Source organism: Photorhabdus tasmaniensis, from assembly GCF_011189505.1.
GTDB classification, from domain to species: domain Bacteria; phylum Pseudomonadota; class Gammaproteobacteria; order Enterobacterales; family Enterobacteriaceae; genus Photorhabdus; species Photorhabdus tasmaniensis.
Window position 1 is genome coordinate 33,358 of record NZ_PUJU01000016.1, and the last position, 13,874, is coordinate 47,231.

At 38.6% G+C, this 13,874-nt stretch carries 10 protein-coding genes; 5 read left to right on the forward strand and 5 right to left on the reverse strand.

Annotated elements, in window-relative coordinates; genetic code table 11:
* The first annotated feature begins 18 nt into the window (after positions 1-18).
* The 3 genes from lolA to serS all read left to right on the forward strand — a co-directional run bounded on the left by lolA (position 19) and on the right by serS (position 3,376).
* A complete protein-coding gene (gene lolA / locus C5471_RS09560) occupies positions 19-630 on the forward strand; it encodes an outer membrane lipoprotein periplasmic chaperone LolA (RefSeq protein WP_133814528.1) in 612 nt (203 codons plus the stop codon).
* Positions 631-638: 8 nt separating this feature from the next.
* Positions 639-1,982, forward strand: coding sequence for an AAA family ATPase (locus C5471_RS09565; protein ID WP_133814529.1), 1,344 nt, complete (start codon positions 639-641; stop codon positions 1,980-1,982).
* Positions 1,983-2,086: 104 nt separating this feature from the next.
* Positions 2,087-3,376, forward strand: coding sequence for a serine--tRNA ligase (gene serS / locus C5471_RS09570; RefSeq protein WP_133814530.1), 1,290 nt, complete (start codon positions 2,087-2,089; stop codon positions 3,374-3,376).
* An 828-nt stretch (positions 3,377-4,204) separates the two neighbouring features.
* Here the strand turns inward: serS and C5471_RS09575 are convergent.
* On the reverse strand, positions 4,205-5,005 hold the full coding sequence (locus C5471_RS09575) for a BPSS1780 family membrane protein (RefSeq protein WP_242688640.1): 801 nt from the start codon (positions 5,003-5,005) through the stop codon (positions 4,205-4,207).
* 690 nt (positions 5,006-5,695) lie between these two features.
* Between C5471_RS09575 and C5471_RS09580 the strand changes: the two genes are divergently transcribed.
* Entirely contained in the window at positions 5,696-6,592 is an 897-nt protein-coding gene (locus C5471_RS09580) for a leucine-rich repeat domain-containing protein (RefSeq protein ID WP_133814532.1), read from the forward strand.
* Between the two features lie 102 nt (positions 6,593-6,694).
* Here C5471_RS09580 and C5471_RS09585 read toward each other — a convergent pair whose 3' ends face one another.
* Positions 6,695-7,492 carry a BPSS1780 family membrane protein gene (locus C5471_RS09585; RefSeq protein ID WP_133814533.1) on the reverse strand — a complete coding sequence of 266 codons (798 nt, stop codon included), beginning with the start codon at positions 7,490-7,492 and terminating at the stop codon, positions 6,695-6,697.
* Positions 7,493-7,861: 369 nt separating this feature from the next.
* Here C5471_RS09585 and C5471_RS09590 point away from each other — a divergent pair, with 369 nt between their 5' ends.
* A complete protein-coding gene (locus C5471_RS09590) occupies positions 7,862-8,341 on the forward strand; it encodes an Hcp family type VI secretion system effector (protein WP_166295830.1) in 480 nt (159 codons plus the stop codon).
* Positions 8,342-9,583: 1,242 nt separating this feature from the next.
* On the opposite strand, the gene C5471_RS09595 is transcribed toward C5471_RS09590, so the two are convergent.
* The 3 genes from C5471_RS09595 to pflB form a co-directional block, all read right to left on the reverse strand.
* Positions 9,584-10,429: a DUF4225 domain-containing protein gene (locus tag C5471_RS09595; RefSeq protein WP_133814535.1), complete on the reverse strand. Its 846-nt coding sequence runs from the start codon at positions 10,427-10,429 to the stop codon at positions 9,584-9,586.
* A gap of 316 nt (positions 10,430-10,745) precedes the next feature.
* A complete protein-coding gene (gene pflA / locus C5471_RS09600; protein ID WP_133814536.1) occupies positions 10,746-11,486 on the reverse strand; it encodes a pyruvate formate lyase 1-activating protein in 741 nt (246 codons plus the stop codon).
* A 74-nt stretch (positions 11,487-11,560) separates the two neighbouring features.
* Positions 11,561-13,843: a formate C-acetyltransferase gene (gene pflB / locus C5471_RS09605; protein ID WP_133814537.1), complete on the reverse strand. Its 2,283-nt coding sequence runs from the start codon at positions 13,841-13,843 to the stop codon at positions 11,561-11,563.
* Between the last annotated feature and the right edge of the window lie 31 nt (positions 13,844-13,874).

Here is a 13,874-nt window from a genome sequence, read left to right on the forward strand (position 1 = left end):
AGTAAAGGTATCTCTTACATGAAGAAGCTAATATTAATGGGTTGTTTGATGGCTGGCATGAGTATCAATTCCTCATGGGCAAATGCCAGCCAGGATTTGCAGGAACGTTTGGGCAAAGTAAATAGTTTTCATGCCAGCTTTACTCAGACAGTAACCAGTGATGATGGCGCAACAATTCAGGAAGGTGAAGGGCAATTGTGGGTTAAACGCCCAAACCTGTTTAACTGGCATATGACATCACCGGATGAAAGTGTTTTGGTATCGGATGGTAAAACATTGTGGTTCTATAATCCGTTTGTTGAGCAGGTAACGGCCAACTGGCTGAAAGATGCCACTGGCAACACGCCGTTTATGCTTATTACCCGTAACGATGTTAAAGACTGGTCTCAATATAAAATCAGCCAGAAAGGGAATGATTTTGAGCTGACACCGAATAATATCAATGGCAATCTGAAACGTTTTTTTATTACTGTAACGACTGATGGCACTATTCAGAAATTTTCAGCTGTTGAACAGGATGGACAAAAAAGTATCTATCAATTAAAAGGGCAGCAAAATACCCATGTAGATGCGGCAAAGTTCAGTTTTACGCTACCGAAAGGCGTTACGCTGGATGATCAGCGCCAGTGAGGTTTTAAGTGAGCAACCTGTCACTCGATTTTTCACAAAATGAATTCCAGCCACTGGCTGCGCGTATGCGGCCGGTGACATTAGAGCAATATATCGGCCAGCAGCATTTACTGGCTAAAGGAAAACCATTGCCAAGAGCTATTCGGGCGGGGCAACTGCACTCCATGATTTTATGGGGGCCGCCTGGAACGGGGAAAACAACATTAGCTGAAATTATTGGATATTATGCGCAGGCGGATATTGAACGAATATCTGCGGTCACTTCCGGCATTAAAGAAATACGTGAGTCTATTGAAAAAGCGCGTCAAAACCGGAACGCCGGGCGTAGAACTATTTTGTTTGTTGATGAAGTTCATCGTTTTAACAAAAGCCAGCAGGATGCTTTTCTGCCACATATCGAAGATGGCACGATCACCTTTATTGGTGCGACGACAGAAAACCCCTCTTTTGAGCTAAATTCCGCATTACTCTCACGGGCGCGGGTTTATCTGCTTAAATCATTGACGATAGAAGAGATTGAACAAGTGCTTGATCAAGCCATGAAGGATAAAGAGCGTGGTTATCATGGTCAGGATATTGTTTTGCCGGAAAACACCCGTCACATGGTTGCAGAGTTGGTTTCTGGTGATGCCCGTCGTTCACTGAATCTGCTGGAAATGATGGCGGATATGGCAGAAACCAATGCTCAAGGGCAACGGGTTTTGACTCCGGAGTTATTGAACGAAGTCAGCGGAGAGCGTAGTGCCCGTTTTGATAATAAAGGCGATCGTTATTACGATTTAATTTCAGCATTACATAAATCTGTGCGTGGTTCTGCGCCTGACGCTGCGCTTTACTGGTATGCCCGGATTATTACTGCGGGTGGCGATCCGCTATATGTTGCCCGTCGTTTACTGGCTATTGCTTCGGAAGATGTCGGCAATGCAGATCCCAGGGCAATGCAGGTCGCCATTGCCGCATGGGATTGTTTTACCCGGGTTGGGCCCGCGGAAGGTGAAAGGGCAATTGCTCAGGCGATTGTTTATCTTGCCTGTGCCCCGAAAAGCAACGCTGTTTATACTGCGTTTAAAGCCGCGCTGGCTGATGCAAGGGAAAAGCCTGACTATGATGTTCCTGCACATTTACGTAATGCGCCGACAAAATTGATGAAAGAGATGGGGCTTGGTGAAGAATATCGTTATGCTCATGACGAACCTAACGCCTACGCTGCCGGTGAAATTTATTTTCCGCCTGAAATGCGGGAAACCCGCTATTATCACCCGGCTAGCAGAGGATTAGAAGGCAAAATAGGTGATAAACTCGCCTGGCTTGCTGAACAGGATCAAAATAGCCCGATAAAACGCTATCGCTAATGTTGCTGTTGCGGTAAGGTTGACGGGTAAAAATATCTTATGGCCCATAAACTTGTGGGTCTATTCACATCATCTAACGTAATAACGACAAGCACAGGACAAGCATGCTCGATCCAAACATACTGCGTAATGAGCTAGACGCAGTCGCCGAAAAACTGGCTCGCAGGGGTTATACCCTTGACGTGGATACGCTGCGCAAACAAGAAGAGCGCCGCAAAGTTTTACAAGTTGAAACTGAAACCCTGCAAGCAGAACGTAATTCCCGATCGAAAGCTATTGGTGCGGCAAAATCCCGTGGTGAAGATATTGATCCATTACGTCAGGAAGTGAACCAGTTAGGTGAGAAATTGGATACAGCGAAATCCGAACTGGAAAAACTTCAGGCTGAAATCCGCGATTTGGTGTTAAGTATTCCTAACATGCCAGATGACTCTATACCAATAGGTAAAGATGAGAATGATAATCTGGAAGTGAGTCGCTGGGGTGAACCACGTCAATATGATTTTGAAATCAAAGATCATGTTTCATTAGGTGAACTGGCGAATGGTCTGGATTTTGCCGCTGCTGTTAAACTGACTGGTTCGCGCTTTGTGGTGATGAAAGGGCAGATTGCCCGTCTGCATCGGGCTTTGGCACAATTTATGCTGAACCTTCATACCGAGCAGCATGGTTATCTGGAAACCTACGTTCCTTATCTGGTTAACCATGACACCTTATATGGTACAGGTCAGTTACCTAAATTTGGTGAAGATCTTTTCCATACCAAGCCCTTGGAAGAGGAAACCGCGAACCATTACGCACTGATCCCGACGGCTGAAGTGCCGGTAACCAACTTGGTTCGTGGTGAAATTCTGGATGAAAGCGAATTACCACTGAAAATGACAGCGCATACACCTTGTTTTCGTTCAGAAGCGGGTTCTTATGGCCGTGATACCCGTGGCCTGATCCGCATGCACCAGTTTGATAAGGTTGAATTGGTCCAGATTGTTCATCCTGATGAATCAATGAATGCGCTTGAAGAGCTGACCGGTCATGCAGAGAAGGTGTTGCAATTACTGCACCTCCCTTATCGTAAGGTCTTACTGTGTACGGGTGATATGGGCTTTGGTGCATGTAAAACTTATGATCTGGAAGTGTGGTTACCGGCGCAGAACACTTACCGTGAAATCTCTTCCTGTTCTAACATGTGGGACTTCCAGGCCCGCCGTATGCAAGCGCGTTTCCGTGGTAAAGACGATAAGAAGACTCAACTGCTTCATACCCTGAATGGTTCTGGTTTGGCTGTTGGCCGTACTTTGGTTGCTGTAATGGAAAATTATCAGCAAGCAGATGGCCGCATTGAAATTCCTGAAGTATTGCGTCCCTATATGGGCGGTTTAGAATATATCGGTTGATTATCTATTGTGTTAATAAAAAAGCGCCAATTTGGCGCTTTTTTATTGTCAGTCTAAGACCACCGCCTAAGGAAATATTATCCCTGTGTGAATAAAAGCACATTATAATATTGTGATTCATATCATTCTTTAAGCTAAATCATCTAATTACTTAGTAGTAAAAAAAATTTAATTTTATTGATATTGCCGTGGAAAGGAGATATTTCAACGGAAGGACATATTTTTGGCGCGATATCTGGGTTGGTTTTCTCTTGGCAGTCAAAGAGATGGGTAATAACGGGCCATGAGTTTTATGATATTGGGGATAGTAGATTACCCCCATTTCAGATACTCATTAATATAAACAGTAAGAAAATAGACTTAGCTACCTTTATTCCAAGAATAAATTACCATTAAAAGTAGAATGACAATTTGGGATATTTAGGAATACAATATTGCGACTCTTAATCATGATCTCATTTCTGAATTAAGAGTCGTATGCCATATCATTCAACGGGATTCAATTGAACGCTGTTTTAAACAGCTCAATGAGCTTTATTTTTATGAAACAAGATTTTATATTTATGTGTTTAAAAAAAGCAAATAATATAACGTCAACGGAAAAAGGAGAGCCCAGTACCTTAATGACCAGTTCAATATCCTGCTGGAGCATAAAATAATCCAGAGAAAAGGAGATTCTCTGAATTATTTCAAAGATGTGGCGTTGTTCAAGGTATCTTAATCAAACAGCATTACCTTCTTCTAAGGAGATATTCTTTTACATTTCTATTAGTTACTCATTTAGTGAGAATGAAAATTGTTGGATTTGGTAAAGAATAGATATATCTTTTAGCTAACTAAAATGGATGATTTCTCCTTACCGATAAAAATGCTGCGGTAAGATGAATAATAGCAAGCCAAAATTAACGGCATAGAGATTAAAAGACCCAAGCCGAAAGGGATGATAGAGATTATGAGTATTATTGCCATAATAGTAAAGAATAAGAAGCCGGACAGTAAATTCTTTTTCACGGCTTCTAAACTCATTGATACGGCAGCACCAAATTTCAAATTATGGAGAACGATTAATGCGGGTGCAAACCAGGTTAAAGCGGCAGTAATGATACAGAAAACGATCAGAACAAAGAAACCAAGAAGTAACGAGAACATACCGCTTTGGAGTATTTCAACAGAAGGTTCACCATATTGGCTGGCCAATGGGATATTCATCAATGCACTACCGGCGACCATAAACATGGCGATAACGCCAAGGATCATAATACCAAATGATAAAGCACCAACGCCAAGCAGCGCGGCAAAATTTTTCTGGAATCCATTGAACAACAGCCCTAGTTCAAATTTTCCGGTAGTTCTTTGCTTCTCACACAGGGCAATAATACCGCCAAGAAATACTGGATTGAGAATTCCAGCAAATATCCCAAGGAGAGGAATAAACTGGAGAACAGACACAATAGTTAAATAGACAATGTTAAGCAGTATCCACATACCCAATTTACTTTTGACGAGACTCCACGCCTGACCAATCCATTTTATCCCATTTTCCCCATCGAGGGACTGACCACCAGCAATAAACACCTCCTGATTGTCAGATGTTGCTTGGGAATTAAAACTTAGGTTTTTATTATCCATGTATTTTTCCAATTTAATTGTTGACTTATATTAAATGGCTTTTTCTGTCTGTACCTCAAGAGCTCCAATCTGCTGGAGAAAGCCGGCAAGTATATTATATTAATTTTATTAATCAACAAGTACTAATTAGGAGTAATAAGCAAAAAATGTTGGTGGATTTCCATGCAATTCATGGTTAAATATTTTTAATTGTATAAAAATATTCCAAAGTAACCTAAATAGCTAAGTTGTCTATGTAATATATTACTGTCTTTTATATAATCTAATTAATGCTTATATTTTAGATAATTTGAGATAGTCAAATATTATTTGGCTGATTTTATTCAGCCATATGAATTGCGTCGAAATTTTCAAAATAGACGTAGAATAAATTAATGACTTAATTAATCCATTAATTGAATCTTCTTTTTAATCTATTAATATATGTGAGTTCTATCAAAGAGTGCTCACTATGTTGAGTATATATGCATTGGGAGCGTTATTCTTGGCCTGATATCTCTGGCTAAAGGCATTTCAAGATATAGTAGTACAAACCGTTGATGTACTTTGGAGAAAAGGCTGACTTCATCTCAAAAAATACATTGAAAATAATTGTAATAAAGTGTTTTTAGGAAGAAAATATTTCAATTTACAGGCTGTGTAATGGCATCTTAAAATATAATATTGGTTAAGTAAGGAAAGCAGATATTTATGTTACTACATCAACATTTAAATGAGTTTTATGAAGATTCTGACGTTGTACATTTGAATCAGGACGGATTGAAATTGAGTGCTCTTGATGAGCTGATGTTATCAGGGACAAAATTAAAAACCGCAAGTTTTTATAACAATAACATTAATGTATTTCCTGATGCCATCTGTAATCACAAAAATTTGCAGGCTCTTAATATATCATGCAATAAGTTAAAAATAATTCCTGAATCTATTTTTAACCTTTCTTCATTAAAGATGCTAGATCTTGGTCACAATGAAATAGACAACTTACCAAATGGGATAGGTGATTTAGAATCATTGCAATATTTATATGTTAGCGATAACAATATATCATTAATTCCTGAAAGTTTTTATAAATTAAGAAATCTCATTTATCTTAATCTTACAGATAATTTATTTGAGCAAATTCCAGATGCGCTTTTTAAAATTAATTCTTTAGTTGAATTGAGGTTATATAATAATAAAATTACCTATATAGATGAAAAAATTTCACACTTATCGAATCTTCGTGAACTTCATCTTATGAATAACAATATCAAATTGTTGCCTGATGAAATTAGTCACATAAAATCTTTAACTGTAATTGATGTATCAAATAATTTCATTTCGGAGATCCCATTAGATTTTGGAAATCTTACTTCACTTAGAGAATTGAACTTTAGGTTCAATAAACTTAATGAATTGCCTGACTCATTTGGTTCACTGAGTGAACTTACGACCTTGGATTTACGAGCTAATAATCTATCTACTTTACCTGATAGCTTTATTGATTTATATAATCTTAAAAAACTTGATCTCAGATGGAATCGTTTTTCAGAAGTACCTTATGCCGTTTCCATACTTATGAAACGTGGCTGTTTGGTGCATATGTAATATTTAATTAAGTGTTTTTGATTACTTATTTTTATCGTTATCATATTTATTAATTTGCTGAAAATAAAAATGATTTTTTTCAGCAAATAGTAGATATGTCTTTTAGATAATTAAAGTAGATGATTTCTCCTTACCGATAAAAATGCTGCGATAAGAGGAGTAATAGCTAACCAAAAATAGTGGCATAGAGATTAAGAGGCCTAAACCTAAAGGAATTGCGGAGATCATGAAAATTAAGCCGATAGTCATGAAGAATAGGAAACCTGGTAACAAATTCTTTTTCACGGCTTCCAGGCTCATTGACATGGCAGCACCAAATTTCAAATTATGGATAATGATTAATGCTGGTGCAAACCAGGTTAAAGCGAGGCCAACGATGTAGAAGATGAATATAACAAAGGTACTGAGAAATAGCGTAGATAGGCTATGTTGGAGCATTTCGGCTGAAATGTTCCCTTGTTGGCTGGATAATAAGGTATGAATCATTGTATCACCGCCGACAATGAGTGCTGCGATTACGCCAAGGATTATAATGCCAAATGATAAAGCACCAACGCAAAGCAGTGATGTAAAATTTTTCTGAAATCCACTGAATAACAGCCCTAGCTCAAATTGTCCGGTAGTTCTCTGTTTTTCACACACCGCAATAATACCGCCAATAAATATTGGGCCCAGGACTCCAGCGAACAACCCAAGAAGAGGAATTATCTGGAGACCTATAATAATAGCCAGATAGATAATATTGAGCAGTACCCACATGCCTAATTTTTTTTTGACGAGATTCCATGCCTGACCAATCCATTTTATTCCACTTTCCCCATCAAGGGATTGACCACCAGGAATAAACACTTCTTTATTGTCAGGTATGTTGGGATTAGAACTTAGATCTTGATTATTCATGAATTTTCCAGTTTATCTGTTAGTTAGTAATAGGCTAAATAGCTTTTTCTTGTCTTCATTTGAAAAGACATCACTATTTGAGAAATCTGAGTATATATTATATTAATTTCGTTAATCGACAAGTGCTAATTATAATGAATAAGACAAAAATTCTGGTCAATTTAAATTCAATGTATTGCTGAGTGTTTCTAATTGTATTAAGTTGTAAATAATTGTAACAAAGTGTTTCAATATAATTTAATGTCTGAGTTTAATCGAAACATATCCCTTAAATCATAAATTTTAATTCTATTTGGTTTTTTTTTATGTAGAATGGAGGCTGGTGTTAATGGTAATTCATCGATATTTGAGCACTAAGTAGGAGTGTATATGTCAGACTTAATTTATTTAACCTTAAAGGGCCATAAACAGGGATTAATATCGGCAGGTTGTTCGTCTATAGATTCAATTGGAAATAAAGGTCAATTGGATCATATAGACCAGATATTTGTATATAGCCTTGCTCACTCTCTAACTAGAGAGCAGAATGTTAATCATCATCCGATAACATTTAAAAAGCCTATTGATAAGTCGTCACCGCTTTTAGGGGTAGCGATTTCAGATAATGAAGTATTGGATGCCATCTTTGATGGTTATAGAGCGAATCAAGCCGGGATTCTGGAATTGTATTACACCATAAAAGTGATTGGGGCGACGATAACTGATTTGGCTATTTATCATCCTCATTCGATAACACATGCGGGTTCTCAGCCGCAAGAAACGATCTCTTTGCGATATAAGAGTATCACATGGACTCATCATATAGCAGGGACTAGTGCTTATAGTATTTGGGATGATCGCATTTATTAATTTATTTGCAGGTGAAATAATATTATTTTACCTGCAAAAATCACCCTTTCTTTCTATAACATATATATATGCAATCATATATATATGTTATTGTACATAAGAAAGATAATATAACTGTAATATATGTAGCCAATTTAATTTTATTTCATAATATGATTTGCATTTGTTTAATAACAATCCGCCTGGCTATTATATAAGGAATGCAGCTTAAATAACCTAAAGCAAAAGAATAATAGTGCAAAAAATCATTATCAGCTATATCGACATTAAGAAAAGGTATTGAATCGAAATTAAAAACATAAAAATGAAATGCCGAAAAAATCAATGGCAATATTATTGCGTAAAGATGAGGATAAAAATCGGGTGATGTTAATAGTTTTTTTATACAAAAATAAACAGGAAATAGTAAAATCAAAGACAGTGAAACATAAGCTGAATTCATCAGCGGTTCCTTATTTGACCATATATAGTATTTAAATCACCAGCAATTTCTAAAATTATATCTTCTGTACTCATCATCTTAATTCCTTGGTGTTTTAATCCCCAAAGCAGATCAGCATTTATATACCGAATGAACTTCAAGATGCTTGAATCACCAGACATAAAAATATTTAAATTCAACAAGATAGTTGTTTTTCAAACATGCACCTTGAAGTGTTTTGAGTATATACCGATATAATCTTTGACTATCTGGTTTGAGTTTATAGTAAAATAATCAATGAATTATTAATTAGTTAAACCTTATCGATAAAATCTCTTATGTGCAACCCAATATGGAATACAGCAAAATTGCAGTAATAGCTATTGGCTTGTAGAAGCCACTTTGAAAAAAATACAAAGGAATCATCATAATCAAAGAAAATAAAATGTAGAGATAGATCATTGATTATATCCTTAGTATAGCTGATTATCGATCATTAATTTATTTATCTATAAAATCACCATTTGTTTTTCCTATAATGTCTGCTGTGTGCAATCATATAGACAATATTGTAAATGATAACTAGCACAATAGAGCTATAAAATACAAAATCATCATCAGAAGTAGATACACCAAAAAATGGGATATAATCAAAATTAAAAACGTATAGATGATAACAAATAAATGTCATCGCAAGTAATAAAGATGAAAAGTTAGCATAGACATTATCAGACATTAAAAGTTTCTTGAAAGCAGAGTATAGAGGATAAAGTATAAGTAAAGAAAAAATGATATATGCATAGCCCATTCTATATTACTCCTTAATATGATCTGTATTGTCCATAGATGGTGTTTGCATCACCTGTTAATTCAAGAATTAACTCTTTGTAATTCATCATTTCTATACCCCGCCGTTTTAGGCCAACGAGTAGATCAGCATTTATATACCGATATAGTCTTTGACTATCTGGTTCGAGCTTGTAACCAAATAATCCATTAATAGACATACCAACATCAACCGATGTATATATCACATCAGTATTGCGTTTATCCATTCCAAAAGCTTTCTCTCCAACCCCTTCATAGACAAATTTAACTGGGCCAGTATAGTTCTCACGATAAAGGATATAATACCCACTTTCAACGATGTTATTAAGGCCATGAGCCATCAATAGTGCTCCAGGCGCTGCTTCAACAAGAGAATCAATAGCAATAAATCCACCAATGAATTGTATAGTTCCAGATACAAATCCAATCCATGCAATAATCAAATTGTCTGCTTCATCTTTCTTGCTTTTAGTATTCTCATCTGGTGCTTTTTTCTTTACAACGATAGCTTGCCTTACTCTCTTTTGAGAAAGCATTGCATCCTGTTTTTCTAACGATCGCATCTCTTCATCTAACGATGCTATTGCCTCAGAGATCGAAAGCTCCCCGGTATTTATTTTTGCGGTGATATCTTCAGAATAAGCAATGACTTCACCGATAAAGTGGTCTTTAGCCAGGCTCCATTTCATATATTTGTTGGCAACTCTATCCATGAGCACCATCAACTCGTTTTGTTTATCCATCTGAATTTTCAGAAGTTTCCTTTCTTCATTGGTACTATTATCAAAGTACCCTCTGGCCCAAGGATTTCTTTCGTAGAATTCATCTAAAGTATCCAAAACAAACCACCTGTTTCTTTGAAGCTTAACTTAATATAGCGCGATATAATAAAAATACACAATGTAAATTGTAAGTCAATATTTATTTTTGTTTTTAAGGGTGTTTTTTTAAGAGCGTTTTAGACGCAGGAGAGTTAGCGTGGAAATATAAATACCAGTTCTTCGATTATTTCCTGAATGCATCTCTGTCTTTCGGAGAGATTATGCCTGAATTGATAGATGTTCCCTTTTTTATTTTAATCTTGAAAACCGGACTAATCCGATTTTCAGCTTTACTGTACTTCATATTTCATTTCAGGAGTGGAGGTTAAGAAATTCAATACACAACCTTATGCCCATACCTTTCCAAAATACCTTTAACTCTGTCCATTGTCTCTTTTGCAGGAGGTTTAACACCTTCCAGCTTATATTCCTCACCCATAGTAATCCATTTATGTTTACCCAGTTCGTGATAAGGCAGAAGCTCAATTTTCTCAATATTTTTCATATCCCTGGTAAATTCACCCAGCATATGAGCGGATTCATCATCATCAGACCAGCCTGGGACGACAACGTAACGAATCCAGGTTTTTTGATTACGTTTAGCCAGATAGCGGGCAAACTCCAAAGTGCGGTGATTTGAAACACCTACCAGCTTTTGGTGGATTTCATCATTAATCTGTTTCAAATCAAGCATAACAAGATCAGTTGCGTCCATCAGTTCATCAATAACCGGATCATAGCGGCGGACAAATCCATTGGTATCAAGACAGGTTTGAATACTTTCGGCACGACAGGCTTTAAACCAGTCACGTACAAATTCAGCTTGAAGAATGGCTTCACCACCTGATGCGGTAACGCCGCCGCCTGATGCGTTCATAAAATGACGATAGGTTGTGGCCTCTTTCATCAATTCTTCGACAGTGACTTCTTTACCACCGTGGGTGTCCCATGTGTCGCGGTTATGGCAATAGAGGCAGCGCATCAGACAGCCCTGAAAAAAGACGATAAACCGGATACCTGGGCCATCAACGGTGCCGCAGGATTCGGAAGAGTGGATACGGCCAAGTACGGACATAACAGGATTGCTCCAAAACTGACGGGATAAATAGATAAAGGCCCCAAAATTCAGGGCCTTTTAGCAACACATTATTACATAGATTGTGTGAAAGTACGGGTGATCACATCCCGTTGCTGTTCTTTCGTCAATGAGTTGAAACGCACGGCATAACCGGATACCCGAATGGTTAACTGAGGATATTTTTCAGGGTTTTCCATTGCATCCAGCAACATGTCTCGGTTCATCACGTTGACGTTCAGATGTTGACCACCTTCAACTGCTGCTTCGTGGTGGAAGTAGCCATCCATCAGACCTGCCAGGTTAGTTTTACGTGCCTCATCATCTTTACCTAACGCATTCGGTACGATAGAGAAAGTATAAGAGATACCATCTTTCGCATAGGCGAATGGCAGTTTAGCAACAGATGTCAGAGAAGCGACAGCCCCTTTCTGGTCACGACCATGCATTGGGTTGGCACCTGGTCCAAATGGCGCGCCAGCGCGACGTCCATCAGGCGTGTTACCGGTTTTTTTGCCATATACTACGTTAGAAGTGATGGTCAGAACCGATTGAGTAGGCACTGCGTTACGGTAAGTCTTCAGCTTCTGGATTTTCTTCATGAAGCGTTTAACCAGATCACAGGCGATATCATCAACCCGTGAATCATTGTTACCGAATTGTGGGTATTCACCTTCAATGTTGAAATCAATAGCTAAACCGTCTTCGTCGCGGATTGGCGAAACTTTGGCATATTTGATTGCAGATAGTGAATCAGCAGCGACAGATAGGCCGGCAATACCACATGCCATAGTACGGTAAACATCACGGTCATGCAGCGCCATCAGCGCGGCTTCGTAGCTGTATTTATCATGCATATAGTGGATGATATTCAGTGCCGTAACATACTGTTTTGCCAGCCAATCCATAAAATGATCCAGACGGGCCATCACGTTGTCGTAATCCAGGACTTCATCTTGCATTGGCTCTTCTTTCGGGCCAACCTGCATTTTCAGCTTTTCATCCACCCCGCCGTTAATGGCGTACAGCATGGTTTTCGCCAGATTTGCGCGGGCACCAAAGAATTGCATCTGTTTACCCACAATCATCGGGCTGACACAACAGGCGATAGCGTAATCATCGTTATTGAAATCAGGACGCATCAGATCATCGTTCTCATACTGTAAAGATGAGGTGTCGATGGAAACTTTTGCTGCGAATTTTTTGAAACTTACCGGCAATTTTTCAGACCACAGAATAGTCATGTTGGGTTCGGGCGATGGGCCCATGGTGTATAAAGTGTTCAGGAAACGGAAACTGTTTTTGGTCACCAGAGTACGACCATCCACTCCCATACCAGCCAAAGATTCTGTTGCCCAGATAGGATCACCGGAGAACAGTTCATCATATTCAGGTGTACGCAGGAAACGAACCATCCGCAGTTTCATGACCAGATGGTCGATCAATTCCTGCGCTTCGATTTCTGTCAGTTTACCGGCTTTCAGGTCCCGCTCAATGTAGATATCCAGAAAGCTGGATACGCGTCCGAAGGACATTGCAGCCCCATTTTGAGATTTGACTGCGGCCAAATAAGCGAAGTAAGTCCACTGTACTGCTTCTTTAGCGTTAGTTGCGGGACCTGAAATATCATAGCCGTATTTAGCGGCCATCTCTTTAATTTGATTCAGAGCACGATGCTGTTCGGCAATCTCTTCCCGTAACTGGATGGTTATCGCCAGATCTTCACCGTTTTCCAGTTTTTCCTGCAACGAATTGAATTGGACGAGTTTATCATCACGTAGATAGTCGATACCGTATACCGCAACCCGGCGATAGTCACCAATGATACGACCACGGCCATAGGCATCAGGCAGACCCGTCAGGATCCCGGATTTTCGGCATTTTAAAATATCTGGTGTGTAAACATCGAACACACCCTGGTTATGCGTCTTACGATATTCAGTGAAAATCTGTTTTAATTTAGGATCAAGTTCACGGCCATAAACTTTACATGAACCTTCTACCATTTTGATGCCGCCAAATGGGATCAGGGCGCGTTTTAGCGGGGCTTCAGTTTGCAGGCCGACGATGGTTTCCAAATCTTTTTCGATGTAACCCGCATCATGAGAGGTAATAGTAGCAGCAACATCAGTATCAAAATCAACTGGCGCGTGAGTACGGTTTTCGATTTTGATACCTTCCATGACTTTTTCCCACAGGGCATCAGTTGCTTTGGTTGAACCTGACAGGAAAGATTCATCACCCTCATATGGTGTATAGTTTTTTTGGATGAAGTCACGAACATTAACCTCGTTCTGCCAGTCACCCTGATTAAAACCTTGCCATGCTATAGAGAATTTTCCATTTAATTCAGTCATGATACTTCTACCTTTTAATAATCGAACTTTT